Origin of the sequence: Micromonospora sp. NPDC049900 (genome assembly GCF_044461025.1) — a bacterium.
Classification (GTDB): domain Bacteria; phylum Actinomycetota; class Actinomycetes; order Mycobacteriales; family Micromonosporaceae; genus Micromonospora.
This window is the reverse complement of record NZ_JBITKM010000014.1, coordinates 14,043-40,190: the sequence shown is the minus strand read 5'-3', so window position 1 is coordinate 40,190 and position 26,148 is coordinate 14,043. Positions and strand designations below refer to the sequence as shown.

The 26,148-nt window shown below is 74.1% G+C and carries 15 protein-coding genes; 8 read left to right on the top strand and 7 right to left on the bottom strand.

Annotation, left to right across the window (positions count from 1 at the left end):
• Nucleotides 1-126 precede the first annotated feature (126 nt).
• The gene (locus tag ACIBMZ_RS24585) at nucleotides 127-954 is read left to right on the top strand and encodes an SAM-dependent methyltransferase (RefSeq protein ID WP_396697586.1); all 828 of its coding nucleotides are present in this window, start codon (nucleotides 127-129) and stop codon (nucleotides 952-954) included.
• A 60-nt stretch (nucleotides 955-1,014) separates the two neighbouring features.
• Nucleotides 1,015-2,019: an MBL fold metallo-hydrolase gene (locus ACIBMZ_RS24580; RefSeq protein WP_396697584.1), complete on the top strand. Its 1,005-nt coding sequence runs from the start codon at nucleotides 1,015-1,017 to the stop codon at nucleotides 2,017-2,019.
• A gap of 88 nt (nucleotides 2,020-2,107) precedes the next feature.
• Here ACIBMZ_RS24580 and ACIBMZ_RS24575 read toward each other — a convergent pair whose 3' ends face one another.
• Both ACIBMZ_RS24575 and ACIBMZ_RS24570 read right to left on the bottom strand, forming a co-directional pair.
• Complete coding sequence (locus ACIBMZ_RS24575) at nucleotides 2,108-3,535, bottom strand: NAD(P)/FAD-dependent oxidoreductase (RefSeq protein ID WP_396697582.1); 1,428 nt, start codon at nucleotides 3,533-3,535, stop codon at nucleotides 2,108-2,110.
• A gap of 42 nt (nucleotides 3,536-3,577) precedes the next feature.
• Nucleotides 3,578-4,066: a VOC family protein gene (locus ACIBMZ_RS24570; protein WP_396697579.1), complete on the bottom strand. Its 489-nt coding sequence runs from the start codon at nucleotides 4,064-4,066 to the stop codon at nucleotides 3,578-3,580.
• Nucleotides 4,067-4,182: 116 nt separating this feature from the next.
• On the opposite strand from ACIBMZ_RS24570, the gene ACIBMZ_RS24565 reads away from it, so the two are divergent.
• From ACIBMZ_RS24565 to ACIBMZ_RS24545, 5 genes are read left to right on the top strand one after another with little or no spacing between them, the layout of a single operon-like run.
• Nucleotides 4,183-5,559, top strand: coding sequence for an NtaA/DmoA family FMN-dependent monooxygenase (locus tag ACIBMZ_RS24565; protein ID WP_396697577.1), 1,377 nt, complete (start codon nucleotides 4,183-4,185; stop codon nucleotides 5,557-5,559).
• 3 nt (nucleotides 5,560-5,562) lie between these two features.
• Complete coding sequence (locus ACIBMZ_RS24560) at nucleotides 5,563-6,699, top strand: acyl-CoA dehydrogenase family protein (RefSeq protein WP_396697575.1); 1,137 nt, start codon at nucleotides 5,563-5,565, stop codon at nucleotides 6,697-6,699.
• Between the two features lie 16 nt (nucleotides 6,700-6,715).
• The gene (locus ACIBMZ_RS24555) at nucleotides 6,716-7,798 is read left to right on the top strand and encodes an acyl-CoA dehydrogenase family protein (protein ID WP_396697573.1); all 1,083 of its coding nucleotides are present in this window, start codon (nucleotides 6,716-6,718) and stop codon (nucleotides 7,796-7,798) included.
• A gap of 46 nt (nucleotides 7,799-7,844) precedes the next feature.
• Nucleotides 7,845-8,870, top strand: a complete 1,026-nt coding sequence (locus ACIBMZ_RS24550) for a methyltransferase (protein ID WP_396697571.1) — start codon at nucleotides 7,845-7,847, stop codon at nucleotides 8,868-8,870.
• On the top strand, nucleotides 8,867-10,459 hold the full coding sequence (locus ACIBMZ_RS24545) for an AMP-binding protein (RefSeq protein WP_396697569.1): 1,593 nt from the start codon (nucleotides 8,867-8,869) through the stop codon (nucleotides 10,457-10,459). The genes ACIBMZ_RS24550 and ACIBMZ_RS24545 overlap by 4 nt, the downstream gene beginning before the upstream one ends.
• Here the strand turns inward: ACIBMZ_RS24545 and ACIBMZ_RS24540 are convergent.
• Genes ACIBMZ_RS24540 through ACIBMZ_RS24520 form a run of 5 tightly spaced genes read right to left on the bottom strand, consistent with a single transcriptional unit; the run spans nucleotide 10,434 to nucleotide 25,087 of the window.
• Nucleotides 10,434-11,189 carry a thioesterase II family protein gene (locus tag ACIBMZ_RS24540; RefSeq protein ID WP_396697567.1) on the bottom strand — a complete coding sequence of 252 codons (756 nt, stop codon included), beginning with the start codon at nucleotides 11,187-11,189 and terminating at the stop codon, nucleotides 10,434-10,436. The genes ACIBMZ_RS24545 and ACIBMZ_RS24540 overlap by 26 nt on opposite strands.
• Complete coding sequence (locus ACIBMZ_RS24535; protein ID WP_396697564.1) at nucleotides 11,186-12,352, bottom strand: Gfo/Idh/MocA family oxidoreductase; 1,167 nt, start codon at nucleotides 12,350-12,352, stop codon at nucleotides 11,186-11,188. The genes ACIBMZ_RS24540 and ACIBMZ_RS24535 overlap by 4 nt, the downstream gene beginning before the upstream one ends.
• Nucleotides 12,349-13,422, bottom strand: coding sequence for a saccharopine dehydrogenase NADP-binding domain-containing protein (locus ACIBMZ_RS24530; RefSeq protein ID WP_396697562.1), 1,074 nt, complete (start codon nucleotides 13,420-13,422; stop codon nucleotides 12,349-12,351). Before ACIBMZ_RS24530 ends, ACIBMZ_RS24535 begins: the two co-directional genes overlap by 4 nt.
• Nucleotides 13,419-18,620, bottom strand: a complete 5,202-nt coding sequence (locus tag ACIBMZ_RS24525) for an amino acid adenylation domain-containing protein (RefSeq protein WP_396697560.1) — start codon at nucleotides 18,618-18,620, stop codon at nucleotides 13,419-13,421. The genes ACIBMZ_RS24530 and ACIBMZ_RS24525 overlap by 4 nt, the downstream gene beginning before the upstream one ends.
• Nucleotides 18,617-25,087: an amino acid adenylation domain-containing protein gene (locus ACIBMZ_RS24520; protein WP_396697558.1), complete on the bottom strand. Its 6,471-nt coding sequence runs from the start codon at nucleotides 25,085-25,087 to the stop codon at nucleotides 18,617-18,619. Before ACIBMZ_RS24520 ends, ACIBMZ_RS24525 begins: the two co-directional genes overlap by 4 nt.
• A gap of 231 nt (nucleotides 25,088-25,318) precedes the next feature.
• Here ACIBMZ_RS24520 and ACIBMZ_RS24515 point away from each other — a divergent pair, with 231 nt between their 5' ends.
• Nucleotides 25,319-26,101 (top strand): 4'-phosphopantetheinyl transferase family protein, encoded by a 783-nt coding sequence (locus ACIBMZ_RS24515; protein ID WP_396697556.1) that lies wholly within the window; start codon nucleotides 25,319-25,321, stop codon nucleotides 26,099-26,101.
• The last annotated feature ends 47 nt before the right edge of the window (nucleotides 26,102-26,148 follow it).

Below are 26,148 nucleotides of genomic sequence, written 5' to 3'. Positions count from 1 at the left end.
TGGGTTCTGCACACAGCCTAACGAAGACACCACCTGCGGCCTAGAAGCTACATAAAGACAGTGTTGTGTTTGCCGCAAACGACGGACACTATGCTGAGAAACGTCAATCCGCGGGGGAGGTCGCAGGTGACCGAAGATCCAGAAACACGTGCCGAACGGGTCGGACTGTTCTACGACCTGATGGGCCCGTTCCTCGACGCCGTCTACGGCGACAACCTGCACTACGGCTACTGGTCCGACGAGCACGACCCGGCCACCGTCGCGCAGGCCCAGGCACGGCTCAACGACGAACTCGCCGGTCGACTCGCGGTCGGGCCCGGCGACCACGTCCTGGACGTCGGCTGCGGCACGGGCGGCCCGAGCCGCCACGTGGCCCGGGTGACCGGCGCCGAGGTCAGCGGGGTCTCGCTCTCCGGCCGTCAGGTCGAGCGCGCCGAGGAACTCGCGGTGAAGGAGGGACTGGCCGACCGGGTCCGCTTCACCCGGGCCGACGCCACGGCCCTGCCGTATCCGGACCGGTGGTTCGACGCGGCGCTGGCGCTGGAGGTGCTGGTGCACGTGCCGGGCAAGGCCGCCGCGCTGAGCCAGGTGCACCGGGTGCTGCGCCCCGGCGGGCGGCTCGTCCTCGCCGAACTCACCCTGGTCCGGCCGATGGACGACGCGCAGGCGCGGATCTGGTCGGCGATGCCGATGTCGACACCGCCGACCGCCCCGGACTACGTCGAGCTGGTCCGCGCGGCCGGCTTCGAGGTGGTCGACGCCGTCGACGCCGGGGCCCACGTACGCCGCTCCCACCAGGCCACCCGCGAGGCGGTGACGCGCGAGCGCGAGCGCCTCGCCGGCACGTACGGGCCCCGCGTGCTGCGCCAGCTCGGCGACGCGGTCCTGGACCTCCAGGCGGTCGCCGAGTCCTGCCTGGGCTACCTGCTGCTCACCGCGCACCGGCGGGGGTGACACCACCGGGCCCCGGCCCGGCAGCCGGTGCCGACTCCCGCACTACCCGAGGAGGAACCCGTGTACCGACCACGTGCCGTGCACCGCGCTCTCGCCCGGCTCACCGGGGCGCCCCGGGGGCGTACCTGGCCCGGAGGTTTCACCGACCGGCTCACGCACCCGGTGCCCGGCCCGGCGGCGGTGCTGCGGCTGATGCGGGAGCGCGGCACCCGCCCGGTCGGCGCGACCGGCGGCCGAGTGCCGGTGGTGGACGAGGCGGTGCCCCGGGTCGGTGCCGGACAGACGGCGGTCACCTGGATCGGGCACGCCACCTGCCTGGTGCAGCTCGGCGGCCGGACGGTGCTGACCGACCCGGTCTTCGCCGACAAGATCCCGGGTACGCCGCGTCGGTACACCCCGCCCGGGGTGCGCTGGGAGTCGCTGCCGCCGATCGACGCGGTGGTGATCAGCCACAACCACTTCGACCACCTCGACGAGCCGACCGTGCGCCGGTTGCCCCGGGACACTCCGGTGCTGGTGCCGGCCGGGCTGGCCTGGTGGTTCCAGACGCGGGGTTTCCGCCGGGTGGTCGAGCTGGACTGGTGGGAGTCGACCGTCGTCGGCGGCGTACGGTTCGACTTCACCCCGGCGCACCACTGGAGCCGACGCGGTCTGTTCGACACCTGCCAGAGCCTCTGGGGCGGGTGGCTGATGACCTCGGAGGACGCCCCGACCCACCGGGTCTTCTTCGCCGGCGACTCGGCGTACGGTCCGGCCTTCGCCGAGATCGGCGCGCGCTTCCCCGGCATCGACGTGGCCCTGCTGCCGGTCGGCGCGTTCCGGCCGCGCTGGTTCATGAAGCCGCTGCACATGGACCCGGCCGAGGCGGTCCGCGCCTGCGTCGACCTGGGTGCGGAGCGGATGCTCACCATCCACTGGGGCACGTTCGCGCTCTCCGCCGAGCCGGTGCTGGCCCCGGTCGAGCTGGCACGCAAGGCGTGGGCCGAGTCGGGCCGACCGGTCGACGCCCTCTGGGACCTCGCGGTCGGGCAGAGCCGGGTGTTCGAGACCACCGACCCAAGCTGAGCAGCGGCCCGGCCGGTGGTGACCGGCCGGGCCGCCTGCTCGCTGTGGTTCCCGGTCGTCGGGCCGGGCCGCTGCGCGGTGCGACGGGTCAGCGGCTGGCGCCGGCCGCCCGGCGCGCGGCGCGGCCGGCGAAGAACGACCGGGGCGCCAACGCGGCCGGGTGCGGCAGCATCAGCGGCAGCCGGTCCCCGGTCTCCTGCCGCCAGATGAACAGGTGCGCGCCCTTGTCGCCCATCGCGCCCTTGGCGAACTTCGGCTGGTTGACGGTTACGTACGCCAGGTCGGTGTACTCGGTGTCGCGCCGCAGCACCAGATCCCGCAGGATCTTGCCGCCGGTGTGGCTGGGCGCGATCCCGTTGCCGGTGTAGCCGTGCCCGTAGACCAGGCCGTCGTCGGTGCGGCCGAACTGCGGGATGAAGGTGCGACTCCAGCCGATCGGGCCGCCGAAGGCGTGACTGAACCGGACGTCCCGCCAGGCCGGGAAGAAGCGGGCGAAGGACTCCCGCAGGGCGGCGTGGGCGGCGTCGTTGCGCAGGTGGGATCGGTCCGTGTCCCGCTGGTCGTAGTAGTACCAGCGACCGCCGGACCAGACCACCCGGTTGTCGGCGGTGAGCCGGGCGGCGTGGGCGAAGGACAGCGAGTTGCTGACCCCCTCCCGGCCCGGCCAGGCGACCCGGGAGAGCTGGGCGTCGGTCAACGGTTCGGTCACCATCAGGTAGTTCCACACCGGCATGACCTTGGTGTGGGTCTGGGCGAAGCTGTGCTGCCAGGCGTTGGTCGCCAGGACGACCTCGTTGGCGGTGATCGTGCCGGTGGGGGTGGTCACCCGGTACCGTCCGCCGACCCTGCGGACCTCGGTGACCGGGGTCCGCTCGTGGATGTCCACGCCCTGCTCGCGCACGACGCGGGCCAGGCCCTGCACGAGCCGGTGCGGGTTGACCAGCGCGCCGGTGGTGCGCAGCGCGCCGAGCACCTGCGGGGAGCCGATGCGCTGCTGCGCCTCGTCGCGGTCCAGCAGCTTGAACGACCCCCGCAGGCCGGTCCGCTCGCTGCGCTTGACCTGGAGTTCGAGTCGGGCCAACTGCTTGCGGTCGGTGACCACCTGGAGCACGCCGTTCATCGCGAAGTCGGCGTCGATGCCGTACTGGCGGCAGAACCGCCCGATGTCGATGATCGACCGGGCGCCGCTGCGGTAGACACCGGCGGCCTTCTCCCGGCCGTAGTACCAGAGCAACCGGCGCAGCACCTTGCCCGCGGTCAGCCCGACGAAGCCGCCGTTGGCGCTGGACGCGCCGCCGCCCACCGCCTGCGCCTCCAGCACCTTGATGTCGGCCGAGGGCTCGGCCTCGGCGAGGAAGTGCGCCGCCCACAGGCCGGTGTAGCCGGCGCCGACGATGCAGATGTCGCAGCTCGCGTCACCGTCGAGGGGCTCGCCGACCTCGACCGGCTCGGTGTCGTGCCAGTAGACGCTGTTCCGGGTCTCTTCCACGTCGCTCTCCAAGTCGTCGGTCCGCACCCACTATCCATAGTGTGTGTTGTGTTCGGCAAGACCCGACAGTCAATGCCGGTCGGCGGCCGTCCGCGCCGCCCGTTGGGCCCGGCGTTGCTGGCGCAGCCGGTCCATGAAGTAGTCGGCGTTGAGCCAGTAGAACTCCAGCCAGATGTTGTCCGGGTCGCGCAGCCAGATGCCGTAACCGGCCTCCAGGAACAGCTCGCGGACGCCGGAGTGCTCCGCGCCGACGCCGTCCAGATGCGCGGCCCACTGGTCCAGGTCGGCCAGCTCGGGCACGTGGTAGCCCAGGTGGTGCAGGCCCACCCGGCGCTCGTCGAAGGGGGCCGGATCGGGCTCGACGGCCTGGCCGAGCACGATCGAGGAGAGCGATCCCCGGTGCACCAACGTCCGGAAGGTGAACCCGGACTCGGCCGGCGTCGCGTCGCGTACCGGCGTGAAGTCCATGACCCGGCAGTACCACTCGGTGCTGCGATCCAGGTCGCGGACGGTCAGGTTGACGTGGTTCCTGCCGTTGAGTTTAGGCACATGACGCATCATAGATGCTTCACTTGTATCTTGGGTGTGGCGTGTTGTCGCCGGAAACCGGTAGCGTGTCGTCACCTGGCAGCGCGCTGCCCGTACCGGGCCGGAACGGATGTGAGGAACCGGGCATGCATCTGAACGTGTTCACCCAGTGCTCGCCGTCACCGCAGTTCAAGGGCATGTGGCGGCTCCCCGGCGACCGTACGGCCACCGGATACCGGTCGCTGGAGTACTGGATCTCCCGCGCCCGCCAACTGGAGGCGGCCTGCGTCGACGCGCTGTTCTTCGCCGACATCCACGGCGTCTACGACGTCTACCGGGGTTCCTGGGCACCGGCGGTGCGGCACGCGGTGCAGATCCCCTCGATCGACCCGGCGCTGCTGCTGTCGGCCGCGGCGGCGGCCACCCGGCACCTCGGCTTCGCGATCACCTACTCCACCACGTACCACTCCCCCTACGAGTGCGCCCGGCTGTTCTCCTCGCTGGACCACCTCACCGGTGGCCGGGTCGGCTGGAACATCGTCACCTCCTACCTGCGTTCGGCCACCGCCAACGGCCTCGGCGAGTACCTCGACCACGACGAGCGTTACGAACGGGCCGACGAGTACGTCCAGGTCGCCCGGGCCCTGTGGGAAGACAGTTGGGACGCCGACGCGGTGGTCCGCGACGCCGAACGCGATGTCTTCACCGACCCCGACCGGGTCCGCCAGATCGACCACGAGGGCCGCTGGTTCACCGTCCGGGGTCCGCACCAGTGCGAGCCGTCGCCGCAGCGCACCCCGGTGCTCTACCAGGCCGGTTCCTCGCCCCGGGGCATCGAGTTCGCCGCCCGGCACGCCGAGGTGGCGTTCCTGACCCTGGCCGACCCCGCCTCGGGCGCGGAGCCGGTGGCCGCCCTGCGCGCGGCGGCGGCCCGGCACGGCCGGGACCCGGGCATGATCAAGGCGTTGCAGGGCGGCATGGTCATGATCGGGCGGGACCGGGCCGAGGCGAAGGCGAAGGCCGAGGCGTACAACACGCTGTGGAGCAGCGAGGGGCAGCTCGCCAAGTGGTGCGGGTGGATGGACATCGACCTCGCCGCCTTCCCCGACGAGACCCCGGTGGACGAGATCCGCAGCCAGGCCAGCCACTCCTTCCTCGGCTTCCTGCGCAAGCTCAGCCCGGACCGCACCTGGACCGTCGGTGACGTGAAGTACCTGGTGTCGCGCCCCCGCCGCCCCCGGGTGGACGCCCCGGTGACCCTGTTCGGCACCCCCGAGCAGGTCGCCGACCGGATGGAGCAGTGGCTGACCGTCGCCGACGTGGACGGGTTCAACCTGATCCCCTGCCCGCCCTCGGACGGCATCGACGACATCTGCGACCTGCTGGTGCCGGAGCTGCAACGGCGGGGTCTGTTCCGCACCGCGTACGACCCGGCGGAGACGACGCTGCGCGAGCGGTACTTCGGCGCCGGGGTGAGCACCTACCGCGACCCGGCGCGCGCCGTCACCGCGCGGGAGGGCTGAGGGATGCACCTGCGCGACACCCCGCCGGAGGCCGCCTTCCGCCGTGACCTGCGCGCCTGGCTGGCCGAACACGTGCCCCGGCACCGCGACGGCGGCGCACCCGGCGACTGGACCAAGGCGTTGCACGCGGCCGGCTACACCGGACTGACCTGGCCGGCCGCGTACGGCGGGCGTGGTCTGCCCCCGACCTACCAGGGCATCTACGCCGAGGAGAGCGCGCTGGCCGAGGCACCCGATCACAGCAACGTGATCGGCCTGGGCATGGTGGGACCCACCATCGTCTCGCACGGCAGCCCCGATCAGCAGAGCCGCTTCCTGGAACCGATCCTGTCCGGCGCGTACGTCTTCTGTCAGGGTTTCTCCGAGCCGGACGCGGGCAGTGACTTGGCCGCGGTGCGGACCCGGGCGACGGCCACCGCCGACGGTTGGCGGGTCACCGGCGAGAAGGTCTGGTCGTCCTACGCGCACCAGGCCGACTGGTGTCTGCTGCTGGCCCGCACCCAGCCGGACTCCACCGCGCACGCCGGCCTGACCTGTCTGCTGGTCGACATGCGCAGCCCAGGGGTACAGGTGCTGCCGCTGCGGCAGAGCACCGGCGACGCCGACTTCAACCAGATCGTGCTCGACGACGTGCTGGTGCCCCGCGACTGCGTGCTGGGGCCGGTCGGCGAGGGCTGGCGGATCGCGATGACCACCCTCGCCCACGAACGCGGCACCTTCGGCATCACGCTCACCGCCCGGCTGACCGTCGAGTTCGACCGGCTGCTGCGCACCGTACGCGACCTCGGTCTGGCCGACGACCCGGCGGTCCGTGCCGAGCTGGCCGAGCTGCACGTGCAGTTGCAGGCCCTGCGCTGGACCGGTCACCGCACGATGGCGACCCTGGCGCGGACCGGCAAGCCCGGCCCGGAGAGCTCGGTGCTCAAGCTGCACTGGTCGGTCACCAACCAGCGGCTGGCCGCGTTCGCGCTGCGTCTGCTCGGCCCGGCGGCGGCGCTCGACGGCCCGGACAGTCACGCCGCCGGCCACTGGCAGCACCTGCGGCTGCGCAGCCGTGCCAACTCGATCGAGGGCGGCACCTCCGAGATCCTGCGCGGCATCATCGCCGAGCGCGTGCTCGGCCTGCCCCGCACCCGGTGACCCGGAGAGGATGACCATGGACTTCGCCCTGACCGACGACCAGCGGGACCTGGCGTCGGCCGCCGCCCGGCTGCTCGCCGACCGGTACCCGACCGAGCGGGTCGCCGCGCTCGCCGAGACGGGTGACGCCGACCCGGACACCTGGTCGCACCTGCGCCGGCAGGGCTGGTGCGACCCGGAGCTGCCGATGGTGGAGAAGGGCCTGCTGGCCCAGGAGGCCGGGTACGCGCTGGCCGCCACCGGCTGGTGGAGCACGGTCGGCCTGGCCCATCCGGTCCTGGCGGCGGCCGGGCGTGAGCTGCCGACCGGCCCGCTCACCCTGGCCTGGCAGGACGACCCGGACACCGGCCAGGGCACCCGCGCCGAGCAGCGCGCCGGCACCTGGCGGATGACCGGCCGACGCGGCCTGGTCACCGAGGCGGCGGCGGCCACCGCGCTGGTGATCGCCGCCGACACCGACACCGGACCGGCCCTGTTCCTGGTGGACTCCGCGGCCGACGGGCTCACCGTCGCACCGCAGCCCGCCCTGGACCGGCTGCGTGGCGCCGCCCGGCTGGACCTCGTCGACACCCCGGCCGAGATGCTGGTCGGGCCGGGGCACGCCGAGCGGGTGCTGGCCGACGCGCGCCGGCACGGCGGCACGCTGCTGGCCTGCGAGGCCGTCGGCGTCGCCCGCCGGGCCCTGGACCTGGCCCGCCGACACGCCCTGGACCGGGTGCAGTTCGGCCGACCCATCGGGGCCTACCAGGCGGTGGCGCACCGGCTGGCCGACGGCTACGTGGCGCTGGAACTGGCCACCTCGCTCGCCCTGCGGGCGTGCTGGCTGGTCGGCGCCGGGCCGGACGACGCGACACCGGACGAGACCGCCCGGGCGTACGCCGAAGCCGTCGTCGCGGCCCGCCGGGCCGCCGTCCGCACCTGCGAGGACGCCCTCCAGGTCACCGGCGGGCTCGGTGCGACCTGGGAGTACCCGCTGCACTGGTGGTACCGCCGGGCACTCTGGCTGGACAGCTTCGACACCCCCAGCGCAGACCATCTCGCCGCCCTCGCCGGTCACCTGCTGCCCGGGCGGGCGCAACCGGCACGGCCGGCCGCGTGACCCCACCGGCCGACGGCGCACCGACCGAGACCGACAAGGAGCAGCGATGCTGACGAGACGACGTGCCCGCATCGACGTACCGGCCATCCTGCGGCTGATGGAGGTGGGCGACTACCTGCTGCCGTACACGATCCGGGCGGTCTGCCTGCTGCGGGTGGCCGACCAGCTCGCCGACGGGCCGATGGCCGCCGCCGACCTGGCCCGCGCCTGCGACGCCCACGAGCCCTCGCTGACCAAGGCGCTGCGGTACCTGGCCTCCCGGGACCTGTTCGCCGAGGTCACGCCGGGCGAGTTCGGACTGACCCCGATGGCCGACCTGCTGCGCGCCGACCACCCGTACTCGGCCCGGGACATCTTCCTCTCCCCGGTGGTCTGCACCCGGGCGATGGAGGGCCTGGACCACACCCTGCGCACCGGTGAGGGTGCCTTCGACGCGGTGCACGGCATCGGCATGTGGGACCACTTCGGGCAGCACCCGGGCGACGGCGAGGCGTTCGACAAGGTGATGAGCGGGGTCACCGGGATGGAGCTGGAGGCCATCCTGCGCGCCTCGGACTGGTCCCGCTTCGGCACGGTGGTCGACGTGGGCGGCGGCAACGGCCGTTTCCTCGCCGACCTGTTGGGTCGCTTCCCCCGGATGCGCGGGGTGCTGTTCGACAAGCCCGGCGTGGTGGCGAACGCGCCGCAGACGTTCGCCACGGCCGGCGTCACCGACCGGGTACGCGTGGTGCCCGGCAGCTTCCTCACCGACGACATCCCCGCCGGCGGCGACGCGTACGTGCTCAAGCGGATCCTCTACAGCTGGAGCGACGAGGAGGCGACCGGGGTGCTGCGCCGCATCCGGGCCGCGATGTCCCCGCAGGGCCGGGTGTTCATCCTCGAGGCCGGACGGCAGTCCGAGGCGGAGAGCACCCCGCTGGCCCGTCGGATGGACATGCTGATGCTCACGTTGAGCGCGGGCGGCGCGCGCAGCCTCGACGAGCAGCGGGCGATCCTGGCCGGGGCCGGGCTGGAACTGGTCGAGGCGACGCAGACCCCGATGTTCCCGGTGATCGAGGCCCGACCGGTATGACCGGGCTGCTGTCCTGGCTGGCGCAGCCGCGCGACGACCGGGGCATCCGGTTCTCCCGCCCGGACGGCGACTGGGACCGGTGGTCGTACGCGCGACTGGCCCGGCTGGCCCACGGACATGCCGCCGGGTTCGTCGAGCGCGGCGTACGCCCGGACGACGTGGTCGGGGTGGTGCTGCCCTCCGGGCCCGGATTCGTCGGCACCCTGTTCGGCGCGCTGCTGGCCGGGGCGACGGTGTCCCCGCTCGCCCCGCCCGCCGCCTTCGGCGACCCGGACCGGTACGCCGAGCACCTGGCAGCGGCCCTGGCGGCGATGCGACCCCGACTGCTGGTGGTCGACGGCGCGTCCGTGCCCTCGGTGGCCCGGGCGGCGGCCGACGCGGGGGTGTCCACGGTCGACGTCACGGACCTGCCGGTGGGGACGGCGGAACCGGTCGCGGCCCGGCCGGCCGCGGTGGCGCTGCTCCAGTTCACCTCCGGCACCACGGGCGCGGTCCGCGGGGTACGGGTGCCACGGACCGCCCTGGAGGCCAACATCGCGGCCGTCCGGGACTGGCTGGAGATGACCCCCGACGACGCGACCGCCTCCTGGCTGCCGGTGCACCACGACATGGGCCTGGTCGGCTGCCTGCTGGCACCCGTGGTCACCGGCGCCGACCTGTGGCTGCTCACGCCGGCGGAGTTCGTCCGCCGACCCAGCCGCTATCTGGAGTGCTTCGGTCGGGCCGGGGCCCGGCTGACCGCGATGCCGGGCTTCGGGCTGGCGCACGTGCTGCGCCGGGTCCGCCCGGAGCAGCTCGCCGGGCTGGACTTCGGGCAGTGGCGGGCGGTCATCGTCGGCGCCGAACGTGTCGCACCGGCCACCCTGGACGCCTTCGCCGACCTGCTCGCGCCGCACGGGCTGCGCCGGGAGGCGCTGCTGCCCGCGTACGGGCTGGCCGAGGCGACGCTGGCGGTGACCGGGGTGCCGCTGCGGACCGGCTGGCGGCAGGTGCCCGGTCCGGACGGCGTGCCCGTGGTGGGCTGCGGTGGGCCGGTGACCGGGGCCCGGATCGCGGTGGTCGACGACGACGCCCGGCCGGTGGAGGACGGGACGGTCGGTGAGATCGTGGTCGGCGGCGCGTCGGTCGCCGACGGTTACGCGGGCGGCCCGCCCTTCGGCGACACGGTCCGCACCGGCGACGCCGGCTTCGTCCGGGACGGGCAGCTCTTCGTGCTGGGCCGCCTCGGCGACAGCCTCAAGGTCCACGGGCGCACCGTCTTCGCCGAGGACGTCGACGCGGTGTTGGGCGCGGCCCTGGACGCACCGCCCGGACGGCTGGCCACCGTGCTCGGCCTGGTGGCGGGAGCCCCGACCGTGGTGGTCCACCTGGAACACCCCCGGCCGGAGTGGCTGCCCCGGATCCCCGCCCTGGTCGCCCCGCTGGTGCCGGCGGCCGACGTGCACGTGCTGCCGGTGCCGTCGGGCACCATCCCCCGCACCACCAGCGGCAAGCCGAGACGGCGTCAGTTGTGGCGGCGTCACCTGGACCGGGCCGCGCCGGACGAGGACGCGGCGGGCCCGGTCAGGTCAGGCCGAGGCTCCGGATGACGCCGGCCAGCACCTTCGTCCGGTGCGGCACCAGATAGAAGTGGTCGCCGTCGAAGACGGTCAGGTCGAAGGCGGCCCGGGTGTAGCCGGCCCAGGCCGCCACCTCGTCCACCGCCGCCTCGGTGTCGACGTCGCCGACCAGCGCCGAGATGGGCGTGGCCAACGGCGCGGCGTCGACCGGGCGGTAGCTCTCGATCAGCCGGTAGTCGGCCCGGAGCGTCGGCAGCAGCGCCGAGCGGAGTTGCAAGTTCTCCAGCGCCGCCGGGTCGGTGCCACCCAACCGGCGCAGCTCGTCCCAGAGATCGTCGTCCGGGCCGAGGTGTTTGCTGCCCGGCCGGTGGTGGCACGGCGCGGGACGGCCCGAGACGAACAGGTGCGCCAGCGGCGCGGCGTGCCGCCGCTCCAGCCGGCGCGCCACCTCGTACGCGACGGCGGCGCCCATGCTGTGGCCGAACAGGGCGATCGGCAGGTCGCGCCGGGGTGCGAGCACGTCGGTGACCATCTCCGCCAGCACCGGCATGGCGGTCAGCGCGGGCTCGGCGATCCGGTCCAGCCGACCCGGATACTGCACCGCCAGCACCTCGACGTCGTCCGGCAGCTCCCGGGCCCAGCTTCGGTAGAACGGGGCGCTGCCGGTGGCGTGCGGGAAGCAGACCAGTCGCACGGTGGCCGCCGGCCGGGGCCGGTAGCAGCGCAACCACCGGCGCGCGCTGGTCTCCACCGAGGTCACCCGCCCACCCCCGCCGGCTCCCGCAACTGCGCCGGATCGGCCGCCGCCGCCTCACCGGCCGCCGCCAGAGCCGCCAGGTCCGCCGCGCCGAGCATCCGGGGCGGCTCGGCGCTGACCAGCTCCGGCGGGCCGAGGATGGCGGTCAGCTCCTGCCACAGTTGGCACAGCGTCAGGTGGTACTGCCCCTGCCGCAGCGGGTCCTCGCCCCGCTCGACGGTGTCCCGCAGCGTCCACAGTGCCCGACGTACCCCCTGCGGCCAGGTGGTGCCGAAGACGGTGTCGTAGTGCGGCACCTCGCTCGGGCCGAGGGTGATTGCGCTCGGGGTGCTGGTGTCCCGGTCGGCGGCGAAGTGCGGGTCGGCGCCGATCCCGGCGACCTCACGCGGGAAGTCGGGCCGGGCGGTCCACACCGTCGGACCGTGCGTGCCGACCAGGGTGAGGTTGCCGGCCTCGGTGCCGATGGTGATCCGGTGCATCAGGTGCGCGTAGTTGTCCGGGTCGGCCGGGTCCATCTGGTTCTGCACCCGCAGCGTCACCGGCACCCCGGCCAGCACCCCGTCCAGGCTGCGGAACGGCAGGTCCAGCTCGGTGGCCGAGGTGACCGACGGGGACAGCGCGGGCAGCTCGGTGAACCGCCACGGTCGTACCCCGCCGAGCGCCTGCCCGAGCAGGTCCAGCAGCGAGTACGCCAACTGGAAGCCGCAGGCCACGTCGAGGTAGCGGGGTGGTTGGCGGCGCAGCAGCTCACCCGCCGCGCCGAGGAACCGGCGCACCGGGGTGATGTGCCGGTAGAACGGGTTGAGCTGGTACACGACCTTGTGCCGGCGGGCCTGGCGCAGGCAGCGGGCCAGCTCGTCGTGGTGCAGCGGATGCTCCTGGAGCACGTGCACGCCCCGCGCCATCAACTCCATGGCCAGCTCGGAGCCACGGCCGCCGAGCAGCCCGCCCCGGATCACCACGCAGGCGATGTCGATGTCGTCGGGCAACTGGTCCACCGCCGTGTACAGCGGCACGCCGTAGTGCGCGGCACAGGCCCGGGAGCGGTCGCTGCCCCCGGCCAGGACCCCGGCGAGCTGGAAGCTCGGGTCCGCCTCGCGGAAGGACTCCAGATAGACCTGGCCGAAGCGGGTGCCGCAGACGACCACCCGGGTGGGTCGCTTCATATGACGTCCTCCTCGTACTGCTCGACGGCGGAGACACCCGCCACCACGGTGGCCAACGGCACCGCCGGCACCGCCGCCAGCTCGGTGACGGTGGCGATCGGGTCGAGGACCTCGTCGGCGTGCCAGACACCCGGCGGCACCACGCCGGCCAGCACCGCCCGGGCCGTCAGCGCGGCCATGCTGCCGGTCAGCTCGCTGGCGCCGGTGCTGCGGACCACCGCGGTCCGTTCCCCACCCGGCCCGGAGAGGGTCACCACCAGGGTCTGGTACGCCGGGTGGCCGAACAGGTCCAGCTCGGCCGCCCGGCACAGCCGCTCGCCGGACTCCCGGTACCCGCCCTCGGCGGCCCCGGGGACGGCCCGCAGCGCGGCCAGCACCCGCTCCCCGGCGAAGACCGAATACCAGTCGACCTGCCGCAGCCCCAGCGCGGCGGCCACCCGGGCGGTCTCGGTGCCCAGGTAGGGCTGCGCGGTGACCGGCTCGGGGAACCACGGCAGGGCCAGCTCCGGCACCGGGCGCAACGCGTTGTGCGCCACCCGGCCGTTCCGCCAGGCCGCGGCGGGCCAGCCGAAACTCTCGTCGGCGGCGACGTAGTCGACGGCGGCGGTCAGGGTGAACCGGTCCCGGCCGCCGACGTACCCGGTGAGCCGCTCGCCGTCGGGCAGGTGGGCGGCCAACAGTCGGGGCAGCAGCCCGGTCAGGCCGGGCATCATGCCCGCCGACACCACCGCGGCCCGGCTGCTGCCACCGGACACCGCCGTCACCGCGGCGTGCAGCGCGTCGTCACCGGCCGCGTCGACGTAGTCGGCACCGGCCGCCACCGCCGCGCGGGCCGCCCCGTCGACCAGTTCCACGGCCGGGCCGGCGCAGTTGAGCACCACCCGGGCACCCGCGCAGAACCGGGCGAGGTCGGCCGGGTCACGGGCGTCGACGACCATCGGTTCGGCACCGTGGACCTGCGGCGGTCGCCGGGCACCGACCCGCAGCGGGCCGACGTCCCAGGACCGCAGCAGCGTCACCGCCGCCCGACCGACCGCCCCGGAGGCACCGAGCACGGCGACAGCGGTCACCGCGCCGGCTCCGGGTCGAGGGCCGCCAGCGCGGTCCCGGCCGCGTCACCCAAGACGGTCAGGTGGTCGGCGTCCACGTCGACGGTGCGGACGTCGCCCAGGCACAGGTCGGCCCAGAACTCCAGGCTCTGCGCGTCGTACGGCACCGCGCCGGTGGGCCGCAGCACGATCAGGTCACCGGCGTACAGCGTCGGCTCGTGCCGGGCCAGGGCCGCCAGCCGCGCGGCGAAGTCCTCGTCGGGCTCCGCGCCGCCGGTCTCCGCCCGGTACGTCTGCGCCGGGTCGCCGCCGGGCGTCGGCCGCCACGGCGAGATCAGCACCACCGCGTCGACCTGCCCGCCGGCCTCGATCAGCGACCGGGCCACCTCCAGCGTGGACGTCGCGCCGAGGCCGTACCCGACCAGTCGTACCGCCGGGTGTCCGGCCGTGGTGACCAGCCGGGCCTGCGCGGCGGCGACCCGGAGCAGGTCGTCGGCCGCGCCCGGGGCCAACCCGAGCACCGGACCGGTGGTCGCCAGGTGCGGCACCAGACCCGCGTACGGGTCGACACCCGCGCCACCGGACACCAGCACCCAGGGCGCCCCCTCGGCTCCCTCGTGCCGCACGGACAGTCCGTCCCCGCTGGACGTGGTCGGCGTCGACGGCGACGCGGTGACCGGGGTGGCCGCCGACTCCGCCTCGACGTGGCCGGCGAGGGCGGCCACCGTGGGCTGCTCCAGCACCTGCCGCAGCAACTGGTCGAAGAAGAGTCCGGCGGCCTGCGGGATCTCCTCCAGGATCCGGCCGGTGATCTGCGCCGCGACCAGCGAGTCCCCGCCGAGTTCGAACAGGTTCTCGTCCCGACCCACCCGGGGCAGCCGCAGCGCCTCGGCCCAGACCGCCGCGATCCGGCGTTCCAGGTCGCTGCCGAGGGCACCGGACCCGGCGACGGTGACCGCGCCGCGCCGGGGCAGTCGACGGCGCAACGCCGCCCGGTCGACCTTGCCGTTGGCGTTGAGCGGCAGGGCGTCGACGACCTGGACCACCGACGGCACCATGTACTGCGGCAGCCGCCCGGCCAGGTGCTCGGTCAGGTCGTCGCGGGAGATCCGCACCCGGTCGGTCTTGAACCGGGCGGCCAGCACGCACATGCCCAGTTCGGCGATGAAGCCGTCCGGCTCGGGCAGGCAGAGCGGCTGCGCCGCGCCCGCCGCGCCCAGCACGTCGAGCCAGGACCGGCGGTCGAGGAACACCTGCTCGGTGCCTCGCCGCAGGTCGGTGAAGTCGGCCGTGGCCTCGTCCACCCGGACCAGCAGTTCCAGCGACGTCATGATCTGGTGGTGGTCGCGGGTCATCTCGCAGGCGACCAGCCAGCCCTGCGGGGCGAGCACCTCGCGCAGCCGGTCCAGCGCGCGGCCGACGTCGGCGCTGGCGTGCAGCACGTCGCCGGCCACGACGACGTCGAACGAGTTCGGGGACAGGCCCTGCGCGGCCAGGTCACGGTCGATGTCGACGGCCTCCAGACGCAGGCCGGGGCGTTCGCCGAACCGGGTCCGCAGCTCGCCCAGGAAGAACGGGGACAGGTCGGTGGCCAGGTAGTCCACCTCGTGCCCGTCGAGCGCGGCGAGCACGGCGGCGGTGGTGCCACCGGCTCCGGCGCCCACCTCCAGCACCCGCAGCGCCCCGGGTTCGATCCGCTGCTCGGCGATCCGCCGCACCAGGGCCGCCGCCGCCTCGTTGGCCCACCGGTTGAACAGCGTGCGTTCGTAGAGGCCCTGCGAGACGTCCACCCGGCCCTGCGGGAACAGCAGCGCCAGCGGGTCGTCCTCGCCGCGCAGCAGCGCGGGCAGGTGCGCGGTGCTGGCCCGGAAGTAGTCCAGCAGGTCCCGGTCCTCGGCGTCGGCGAGCTGCGCGACCTCCCGCCAGCCGGCCTCGGTGTCCGCCGTCGTCCCCGCCGGGGTCAGCCCGTACCGGCCGTCGGCGTCCTGGTCGAGCAGGCCGGCGCCGGTGAGCGCGCGCAGCCAGCGCCGGACCAACCGGTGGTGGCGGGGCGCGACGTGTGCGGTGTCCAACAATTCCGCCAGCGGGTGCCGGCGGCCGGCGGCGAACAGCCCGGCGGCGCGGAACGCGTCCACCATGGCCGGCAGCGCGACGTCGTCGAGCCGGTGCGCGTACGCGAGGTAGCGGTCCCGGTCGACACCGGTGAGCGTGGTGTCCGCGTCGGCGCAGGCGTCCACGCCGAGCTGCCGGACGGCCGTCTGGTCGTGCTCGACCTGCACGGCGGTGACCGGTCGGCCGGCCGGCTCGACGAAGGCGGCCAGCCGCCGCTCCAGCGGGGTGTCGCCGTCGACCACCACGACCGCCCCGGCGACCGCCGGGTGTCCGCCCAGCGCCGCCTCGATCTCGGCCAGCTCGATCCGGTAGCCCCTGATCTTGACCTGGAGGTCCTCCCGGCCGAGGAACTCGATGGTGCCGTCGGGCAGGTACCGGCCCATGTCGCCGGTGCGGTACAGCCGCTCATTGGTCTGCGGGTGCACGACGAACCGCTCGGCGGTGCGCTCGCGGTCGTTGAGGTAGCCCAGCGCCAGTCCCACGCCGCCGATGTACAGCTCGCCGCTGACCAGGTCCGGGCGGGGTCGCAGGGCCGCGTCGAGCACGTGGAAGCTCTGGTTGGTCAGCGGGCGACCGTACGGGATGCTGCGCCACTGGGGGTCGACCTGCTCGATCGGATACCAGATCGACCAGATGGACGCCTCGGTCGCCCCGCCGAGGCTGACGATCCGCAGCCCGGGCACCCGGGCGCGGATCTGGTCCGGCAGCGCCACCGGAATCCAGTCGCCGGAGAGCATCGCCAGCCGCAGCCCCTCCGGCGCGGTGTCCGTGGCCGAGACGAGGTAGTCGTGCAGCATCTGCAACTGGGCGGGCACCGAGTTCCACACCGTGACGCCGTGCGTGCCGACCAGGTCGGCCCAGTGCGACGGGTCGCCGCGACGCTGCGGGTCGGGCAGCACCACCGCGCCGCCCACCGACAGCGGGCCGAAGACGTCGTACACCGACAGGTCGAAGCCGAGGTTGGAGAGGCCGAGCACCCGGTCGTCGGGCCCGACCCCGAAGCGCTCGTTGATGTCGAGCACCGTGTTCACCGCGCCCCGGTGATTGATCATGACGCCCTTCGGGGTGCCGGTGGAGCCGGAGGTGTGGATGACGTACGCCAACTCCTCCGGGTCGCCGGAGCCCTCGACCGGCTGCGGCTGTCCGGTGCCCAGCAGGTCCACGTCGAGCAGGCGCAGCCCCTCGGCCCAACCGTCCCGGTCCACCCCGGACTGGGTCAGCGCGCAGCGGATCCCGGCGTTGGTCAGGATGGTCCGGCGGCGCGCCGCCGGCTGCGAGGTGTCCACCGGTACGTAGACGCAGCCGGCCAGCAGCGCGCCGAGCACCGCGACGACCTGCTCCCAGCCCCGGTCCATGACCACCGCGACCAGTTCCTGGCGGCGGCAGCCCGCGGCGGTCAGCGCCTCGGCCACCCCGGCCGCCCGACCGAGCAGCTCGCCGTAGTCCAGCGTCCGGTCGGCGGCGACGACGGCGGGCCGGTCCGGGGTGCTCAGCGCCTGCAACACCACCCGGTCGTGCAGCATCCCGGCGGGGACCGGCGCATGTGTCCGGTTGGCCTCGGCGCGACGCTCCCGCGTCGCCGCCGGCGGGTCCGGGTGGCCGGTCCCGGTCCAGGCCGCGTCGTCGCCGGCCAGCCGGTGCAGCAACGCGTCGTACGCGGCGAACATGTCGTCGACCACGCCGGGCGGGAAGACCTCCTCCCGGACGTCCCAGTTGGACACCAGGCCACCGTCGCGCTCGATGTTCTGGCAGTCGATCCAGACCTGTGGGGTCTGGCTGATCCCGTAGCCCAGCTCGCCCAGCGGCGCGCCGTCGGCGGCGGCCCCGGCGGAGGTGATGCCGATGGCGCTGGTGAACACCACCGGGAACAGCGCCGCCTCGGCGCCCTGCCGGCGGGCGATCTCCCGCATCACCTCGATGCCGCTGAACGAGCGATGGTCCAGGTCCTCCCAGAGCTGCGCCTGTAGGTCCCGGGCCCGCTCGTCGAACCGGCGGGTCGGATCGGCGTCCACGGCCAGCAGGTCGACCGAGGTGAAGTCACCGACCAGGGCGTTGACCTGATCGTGCACCGGAGCCCGGTTGAGCAGGGTGATGTCGAGGGTGAACCGGGACCGCCGGCTGTACGCGGCGATGGTGTCCGAGAACGCGGCCAGCACCGCACCGGACGGGCTGACCCCGTGCCGGCCGGCGCGCTGCCGCAGCCCCTCCCAGACCTGCGGCGAGAGCCGCGTCTCCCAGCGGCGGAAGCGGCCCTCGCTGTCGGCGGGACGGGCCACCGTGGGCAGTTCCGGCGCGGCCGGCAGGTCGTCGACCCGGGCCAGCCACCACTGCCGGTCCCGCTCGTGGCGCGGGCTGTCCCGCACCGCGCGCTCGGCGAGCTGGTAGTCCCGGAAGGTGATCTCCAGCGGCGGCAGCGGCTCGTCCGGCCGGTGGTAGAGCCGGTGCAGCTCGTCGAGCACCACCTGGACGCTGATGAAGTCGGCGATCAGGAAGTCGATCGAGACGTGCAGCACGGTCCGGTGGTCGGCACGGGTGATCCGGGCGGCGAACAGCGGCCACCGGTCGGGCGTGTGCACCAGGTGGTCCATCTCGGCGCGGACCGCGCTGACCGCCGCCTCGACCACCGCCTCGGGGCGGCCGGTCAGGTCGATCACCGGCACCTCGAACGGCGGCACCTCCGCCAGCACGCGCTGCGCGCCGTCGGCCTCCACCACCGCGCGGAGCATGTCGTGCCGGGCGATCAGGGCCCGCCAGGCGGCGGTCATCCGGTCCGGGTCCAGCTCGGGGTAGACCAGTTCGCCGTAGCCGTGACAGGCGACGCCGCCGTACGCGAACGTCTCGCCCCGCCCGAGCAGGTACGCCGCCTGCACGTCGGTGACCGGGAACGGGTCGTGCCGGTGCGTCCGGTCCGGGACCAGGGTGCCGGTGCCGGCGGCGTTGTCGAGGTGCGCGACGATCTCGTCGCGGCGGGCGCGCAACGCCTCGCGGCGATCCGGCGTCATCGCCCCCTGCGGTGCCCGGAAGCGCAGTTGACCGGCCTCCAACCAGACCCGTACCCCCACGCTCTCCAGCTCGGCGAGCAGGTCACCGGCGGACGACTGACTCATATCGTGCCCTCCTCGAAGTCACCGGGTTCCACCGCGCCGCGGTGGGCGTCGAAGACGTCTGCCAACTGCGCCACGGTCGGCGCCAGGAAGAGCTGCCGCAGCGACAGCTCCACCCCGTGGCGCGACCGCAGCGTCTCCACCAACCGGGTGGCCAGCAGGCTGTCCCCGCCGAGGGCGAAGAAGCTCTGCTGCCGGCCGATCCGCTCGCAGTCGAGCACCTCGGCCCAGATCTCGGCGATCAGCTTCTCGCTGTCCCCGCGCGGGCTCTCGTCGGCCGCGTCGTCGGGTTCGGTGTCCACCTGGGCGGTCAACGCCCGGCGGTCCACCTTGCCGTTGGCGGTCAGCGGCAGCCCGGGTACGCCGACCACCCGCTCCGGCACCATGTAGCTGGGCAGCCGAGACGCCAGGAAGCCGACCAGCGCCGCCTCGTCGACCGGCTCGTCGGCGGCGACCACGGCCAGCGCCAGTCGCCGGTGCGTGCCCTCGCCGACGGTCAGCCCGACGGCGCGGGCCACCCCGGCGTACGCCTCCGCAGCCGCCTCGATCTCGCCCAGCTCGATCCGGTGTCCCCGGATCTTGACCTGGAAGTCGGCCCGGCCGAGGAACTCCAGCGTGCCGTCGGGCCAGTACCGGCCGAGATCCCCGGTGCGGTACCACCGCTGTCCGTCCACGGTGACGAACTGCCGTGCGGTGGTCTCCGGGTCACCCCGGTAGCCCCGGGCCACCCCGACACCGCCGATCCACAGCTCACCGGGCACCCAGTCCGGGCAGTCCCGGCCGCGTGGATCGACCACCCGGTAGCGCTGGTTGCGCAGCGGCAGGCCGTACGGCACGGACCGCCAGTGCGCGGGCACCACGTCGACCTCGCAGGCGTTGGACCAGATGGCCGCCTCGGTGGCGCCGCCCAGCGCGACGAACCGGGCATCGGGGCACCGGTCGCGCAGTCGGCCGGGCAGGTCGAGCCCGACCCAGTCGCCGGAGAGCAGGGCCAGCCGCAGCCGGTCGGGCAGACCGTCGGTCTCGGCGGCGACCAGCAGCATGTCCAGCAGCGCGGGCACCGAGTTCCAGATCGTGACACCGGCACCGCGGGCGGCGGCGGCCCACCGGCGCGCCTCCCGCCGGTCGGCGTCGGCGACGCAGACCACCGCGCCGCCGACGCCGAGCAGCCCGAACAGGTCGTAGACGGAGAGGTCGAAGTCGAGCGCCGAGATGGCCAGCACCCGGTCGTCGGGGCCGACGCCGTAGCGGGTGTTGATGTCGTCGACGGTGTTCAGCGCCGCCCGGTGGGTGATCTCCACGCCCTTCGGTTCGCCGGTGGAGCCGGAGGTGAAGATGATGTAGGCGAGCTGGTCCGGGTCCACCTCGACCGGTGCGGGCAACGGCGTGGCGGGGGTGTCCGGCGCCACCACCGGATGGCCGGTGTCCAGGTCGGGCCGGGCGACGACGGCCCGTACCCCGGCCCGGGAGTAGATCCGGTCTCGGCGTTCGGCGGGCTGGTCGACGCCGACCGGGACGTAGTGGCCGCCCGCCGCGAGCACGCCGAGCACCGCGGCGACCTGGTCGACACCGCGCGGCAGGGTGACCGCGACGGCGTCGCCGGGCTGGACGCCGTGCGTGCGCAACGCCCCGCCGAGGCGCAGCGCCCGCACGGCGAGTTCGCGGTAGTCGACCGCCACACCGTCGGCGGTGACCACGGCCGTGGCGTCCGGCGTGGTGGCGGCGTGCGTGAAGAAGCCGGTGTGCAGCAGGCCGGTCGGCAGCGGACCGGCGGTGTCGTTGACCGCGTCCCGGACCTGCTGCTGCGCCGCCGGCAGCGGCGCCGGGGGCACCGCCTCCCAGTCCGCCGTGGTCAGCCGCAGCAGCAGCGCCCGGTACGCGTCGAACATGGCGTCGAGCAGCCCGGCCGGGAACAGTTCGTCGACCGAGTCCCAGTTGTAGACCAGGCCGCCGTCGCGCTCCATCACCTGGTTGTCGAGCCAGACCTGCGGGGTCTGCGAGATGCCCCAGACCAGTTCGCCGAAGGGGAACGACATCTCGCTCATGCCACCGGCGACGCCGAGGGCGCTGGTGAACACCACCGGCATGCTCACCGCGCCGCCCTGTCGGCGGCGGGCGAGTTCGCGCAGCACCCACAGCGCGGAGACCGAGTCGTGGGCCATCCCCTCCCAGACCTGTTCCTGGGTACGCCGGACCACGTCCAGCCAGGTGTCCCCGGCCCCCGCCCGGTGCGCCAGCAGCAGCAGCGAGGTGAAGTCGCCGAGGATGTTGTTGATGTCGGGGTGCACGTCCCGGCGGTTGAACAGGGTGAGGTTGAGGGTCAGGTCCCCGCGACCGCACCAGGCCGACAACACCTCGGCGAAAGCGGCGGCCAGGACGCTTGCCGGGGTCACCCCGTGCCGCCGGGCCTGCTCGGTCAGCCGCGTCCACTGGGTCGGGTCGAGACGGTCCTCCCGGCGGACGAAGCGCGGGGCGACCACGGTGTCCGGGTCCACGGCCAGCGGCAGGGGTGGCGCGGGCGGGAGGCTGTCCAGCCGCTCCCGCCAGTACCGCTGGTCGTCGGCCACCGTCGGCGAGTCGGCCAGCAGGTAGTCGCGGAAGGTCACCCCGACCGGGCGCAACGACGCCGCCGGGTCGGTGTAGAGCGTGGTCAGCTCGTCGAAGAAGATCACGATGCTGAGCGCGTCGAGCACGATGTAGTCGAAGCTGAAGCCGATGCGGACCCGGCCGTCGGCGTACCGGACGGCGGCGATCGCCAGCAGCGGCCAGCGGCTCGGGTCGGGGACCCGGTGCGCCATCCGGTCCCGCAGGTCGCGCAGTTCGGCGTCGCCACCGTCGTGGACGGTGATCCGGAACCGGTCGACCTCGGCCAGCACCCGCTGGTCGCCGTCGTCGTCGAAGATCGCCCGGAGCATGTCGTGCCGGGCGACCAGCAGGTCGACCGCGTCCTCCAACCGGTCCAGGTCGACGTTCGCGCCGTCGAACTCCCAGTACCAGTGCGAGCCGACCCCGCCGAGGGCGAACTCGCTGCTGCGCCCCAGCCAGTACGCCCGCTGGACGTCGGTGGGCGGGAAGGGCGCGTACCGGTTGGCCGGGTCGGCCCGCAGCGCGACGGCGGCGGGTCGGTCCCCCTCGGCCCGGCGCAGGGTGGCGGCGAAGTCGGCCAGCACCGGGGTGGCGAAGAGTTGGCGCAGGTTCGCACCGTCCAGCCCGGCGGCGCCGAGCAGGGCCATCGACCGGGTCGCGACCAGGCTGTCGCCACCGGCGGCGAAGAAGCTCTGCCGCCGTCCGACCGCGGGCACCCCGAGCAGGTCGGCCCAGATCCGGGCCACCTCGCGTTCGATGTCGCCGACCGGCGGTTCGAGCTGCTCGGGTCCGGGACCGGCGGCGTCGACCAGGCGGGCCACCGCCCGTCGATCGATCTTGGCGTTGGCGGACAGCGGCAGGTCGTCGGTGAGCACCACCCGCTCGGGCACCATGTAGCCGGGCACCTGCTCGGCCAGCCAGTCGCGCAGCGCGCCCGGGTCGAGATCGGTCTCACTGACGACGGCGACGGCGAGCCGCCGGGGCGTACCGAGGGCCACCGCGACCGCCCGGCGGACGGCGGGGTGCCGCTCCAGCGCGGTCTCGATCTCCCCCAGCTCGATCCGGTGGCCCCGGATCTTGACCTGGGCGTCGGCCCGGCCGAGGAACTCCACGCTGCCGTCCGGGTGGTACCGGGCCAGGTCGCCGGTGCGGTACCAGCGCACCCCGTCGACCTCGCGGAACTGCGCGGCGGTGCGCTCGGGGTCGCCCCGGTAGCCGTCGGCCACCGACCGGCCGCCGATCCAGAGTTCACCGGTGACCCAGTCGGGCCGGTCCCGGCCCGCCGGGTCGGTCACCCGCATGAGCTGGTTGGCCAACGGCACGCCGTACGGCACCGAGCGCCAGTCGTCGGGCACCGGCACCGGCACCACCTGGACGGTCGAGTGGATCGCCGTCTCCGTGGTGCCGCCGAGCGCCACCAGGACCGCGCCCGACGCCTGCGCGGCCAGCCGCCCGGCCAGGTCGAGCCCGACCCAGTCGCCGCCCAGCAGGGCCAGGCGCAGCGGCAGGTCGCCGTCGGTGCCGGCGGTCAGCAACATGTCCAGCAGCGCGGGCACGGACTGCCAGACGGTGACCCGGTGCCGCCGGACCAGCTCCACCCAGCCCTCGGCGTCCCGCCGCTCGTCCTCGCCGACGCAGACCACGGCGGCACCGGCGCTCAGCATGCCGAACATGTCGTACACGGAGAGGTCGAAGTCGAGGGCCGAGACCGCGAGCACCCGGTCGTCCGGGCCGACGTCGAAGCGCCGGCCGATGTCGTCGATCGTGTTGACCGCCGCCCGGTGCGGCACCTGCACCCCCTTCGGCTCCCCGGTGGAGCCGGAGGTGAACAGCAGGTAGGCCGGGTCGTCGTCGCTGCCGGGAACCGGGCCGGCCGGCGGGTACGAGCGGTCCGCCACGTCCACCACGCACAGGTCACCGGGCAGCTCCGGCCGGGGTACCCCGGCCACCACGTGCCGGACCCCGGCCACCGCGTGGATCCGTGCCCGGCGGGCGGCCGGCTGGTCGACGCCGACCGGCACGTACACGCCGCCGGCCCGCAGCACGCCGAGCACCGCGACGACCTGTCGGGGTCCCTTCTCGACGGTGACCGCCACCGGGTCGCCGGGGCGCAGCCCGTTGGCGACCAGCGCTCCGGCGAGGCGGTCGGCCTGCGCGGCCAGGTCGCCGTAGTCGAGCCGGCCGTCGGTGCCCCAGAGCAGCGCCGGGCGGTCCGGCTCGGCGGCGGCCCGGGCGAAGAAGTCGTCGTGCAGCCGACGGCGACGGACCGGACGGGCCGTGTCGTTGGCCGCCGCGCGGACCTGCCGGGTCCGCTCCGGCACCAGCTCCGGCGGGTACGCGGCCCAGTCCGCGTCGTCGTCCAGCAGCCAGTCCAGGATCCGCAGGTACGCGTCGAACATCTCGCCGACCAGCCCGGCCGGGAAGAGTTCCGCCACGCAGTCCCAGTTCACGAACAGCCCGTGCTCGCGCTCGGTGACCTGCACGTCCAGCCACACCTGCGGGGTCTGCGACATGGTCCAGCCCGGTGCGCCGAAGCTCTCGCGTACCTCGCCGTCGAACAGTTCGCCGAGGCTGAGCGCGCTGGTGAAGACCACCGGCGCGCCGACGGGCGTACCACCGCGCAGCCGGGTCAGGTCCCGCAGCACGTCCACTCCGGTGTAACCGGGGTGGGCGGCGTCGGCGCGCAGTCGCTCCTGCACCGTGCGGGCGAAGGCGGCGAAGTCGCGCTCGGCGGTGGTGTCCACCTCCAGCAGCAGCAGGTTGGTGAAGTCACCGACCAGATGCGCCACGTCCGGGTGCACCGGCTGCCGGTCGTAGAGCGGCAGGTTGAGCAGGAACCGTCCGGCGGCGCTCCACCGGCCCAGCACGTGACCGAAGGCGGCCAGGAACAGCACCGGCAGGGTCAGCCCGTGCGTGCGGGCGCGGCGGGTCAGTCGCTCGACCTGGTCGGCGGCGACCCAGTGGTGGTGCCGGACCACCCGCTGGCCGCTGACCTGTTGCGGGTCGACGGCCAGCGGCAGCTCCGGCGGGCCGGGCAGCTCGGGCAGCCGCGCCTGCCAGTACGCCTGGTCCGCGTCCCGCTCGCCGACCCGGCGCTCGCGCAGGGTCGCCAGGTAGCTCGGGTAGTCGAGCCCGATCGGGGGCAGGTCGGCGTCCGGGTCCCGATAGAGGCGGGCGAGTTCCGACATCAGGATCCGGAAGCTGTGCGCGTCGGCGACCAGCATCTCGATGTGCACGTGGCAGCGGGTGCCGCCGTCGGGCAACAGCGAGAGCTGCACGTCGAAGACCTCACCCCGGGCCACGTCCAGCCGCCGGTGCGACAACCGGTCGCGCAGGTCGAGCAGGGTCCGCTCGGCCTGCGCGTGGTCGTGGGCCCGCAGGTCGTGCACGGTCAGGCCGGGCCAGGGGCTCTCCGGCAGGATGCGCTGCCGGCCGTCGTCGTCGAAGCGGGCGCGCAGCATCCCGTGTCGGCGCAGCAAGGCCCGGACCGCGGTGTCGAGCCGGGCCGGGTCCACCCCGCTGCCGTCGAACTCGTTGTAGAAGTGCGCGCCGACGCCACCGAGGGCCTGCCCGTCGCCCCGCCCCACCCAGTACGCGTGTTGCATCGCGGCGAGGTCGAAGGGTGCGTCCGCGTCGACGACGGTCAGCGGCGGCGCGTCGGGGGTCACCGCGTCGGCGGGAGCCCGTCCGGCGACCATCCGCCACCAGTCGTCCAGGGTGCGGCCCTCGACCAGTTCCGCGAAGCTCACCGTCACGCCCCGCTGGTGCCAGCGGGCCACCAGCCGCATCACGCCGATCGAGTCGAGACCGAGCTGGAGCAGGTCGGCGTCGTCCGCGACCGTGCCGGGTGGTTCACCGAGGACGGCCGCGATGTCGTCCCGCATGCCGTCCCGGGTGAAGGGTCGTGTGTGTTCGGCCTCGACGCCCAATCTGGGTCTCCCCTGTTCGACGGAGTTGTCCGGCACCGCCACACGAGTCCGTGCCGACGCCAAGGTAACAAGCCGACACGGATACGTACAGTAGAAAGAACATGCTACTTGCAATAGGCTCCACATACGACGGCATGACGGCCGGTCAGACCCCGGGTGGTGACCGGCGGAGAGGTGGCACCAGCGATGGCGACCGGCCCGCCCGTGGAGGGCACCTGCCAGGTCTGGTGGGCCGAGGTCGGGTCACCGGACGACGAACGACTGCTCACCCTGCTGTCCGCGCCCGAACGCGACCGGCACGCCGGGTTCACCGACCCGCACTCGCGCGCGGCCCACCTCACCGCCCGGGCGCTGACCCGGCTGGTGCTCGCCGGGATGCTCGACACCCCGGCGACCGCACTGCGCTTCGAGGCGGTGTGCCGACAGTGCGGCGGACCGCACGGCAAACCGGTGCTGCGCGCCCCCGCCGCAGCGGTGCGGTTCTCCGTCGCGCACTCCGGGCGCTGGTGCGTGGTGGCGATCGCCGGGCGGACCGAGGTCGGCGTGGACGTCGAGCGGATCGCGGTACGCGGACGGGCCCTGCCGTGGCGTGCCCTGTCCCCGGCTGAACGCGCGGTGGTCGCGGCCACCGGCGACCGGGACCGCACGGCCGTCTTCATCCGCTACTGGACCAGGAAGGAGGCACTGGTCAAGGCGACCGGGGACGGCCTGACCGTCGACCCGGCCACGATCACGGTGACCGCGCCGGACCGGCCCGCCCGGCTGCTGCGGTGGACCGGCGCGTCCGCGCCCGCCAGCCGGCCGCACCTCGCCGACCTGGCCGCTCCCACCGGGTACGCCGCCGCACTGGCGAGCCTCGACGGCGCCCTTGTGGTGTCCACTCACGACGGAGATTCACTGCTCGACCCGATCCGCTCCGGTGTGGCGGGTTTCGCATCGACACACATTTCCAATAAGTTGCTGACCTAACGCGACCGGGTGATCTCCTTCCGTTGCCGGAGACCGGCGACACACCC

What these genes read in the sequence shown, in the direction of transcription:
- ACIBMZ_RS24570 (WP_396697579.1), bottom strand. Translation starts at nt 4,066, where the DNA reads ATGCGTCATGTGCCTAAACTCAACGGCAGGAACCACGTCAACCTGACC.
- ACIBMZ_RS24565 (WP_396697577.1), top strand. Translation starts at nt 4,183, where the DNA reads ATGCATCTGAACGTGTTCACCCAGTGCTCGCCGTCACCGCAGTTCAAG.
- ACIBMZ_RS24560 (WP_396697575.1), top strand. Translation starts at nt 5,563, where the DNA reads ATGCACCTGCGCGACACCCCGCCGGAGGCCGCCTTCCGCCGTGACCTG.
- ACIBMZ_RS24555 (WP_396697573.1), top strand. Translation starts at nt 6,716, where the DNA reads ATGGACTTCGCCCTGACCGACGACCAGCGGGACCTGGCGTCGGCCGCC.
- ACIBMZ_RS24550 (WP_396697571.1), top strand. Translation starts at nt 7,845, where the DNA reads ATGCTGACGAGACGACGTGCCCGCATCGACGTACCGGCCATCCTGCGG.
- ACIBMZ_RS24545 (WP_396697569.1), top strand. Translation starts at nt 8,867, where the DNA reads ATGACCGGGCTGCTGTCCTGGCTGGCGCAGCCGCGCGACGACCGGGGC.
- ACIBMZ_RS24535 (WP_396697564.1), bottom strand. Translation starts at nt 12,352, where the DNA reads ATGAAGCGACCCACCCGGGTGGTCGTCTGCGGCACCCGCTTCGGCCAG.
- ACIBMZ_RS24525 (WP_396697560.1), bottom strand. Translation starts at nt 18,620, where the DNA reads ATGAGTCAGTCGTCCGCCGGTGACCTGCTCGCCGAGCTGGAGAGCGTG.
- ACIBMZ_RS24520 (WP_396697558.1), bottom strand. Translation starts at nt 25,087, where the DNA reads ATGCGGGACGACATCGCGGCCGTCCTCGGTGAACCACCCGGCACGGTC.
- ACIBMZ_RS24515 (WP_396697556.1), top strand. Translation starts at nt 25,319, where the DNA reads ATGGCGACCGGCCCGCCCGTGGAGGGCACCTGCCAGGTCTGGTGGGCC.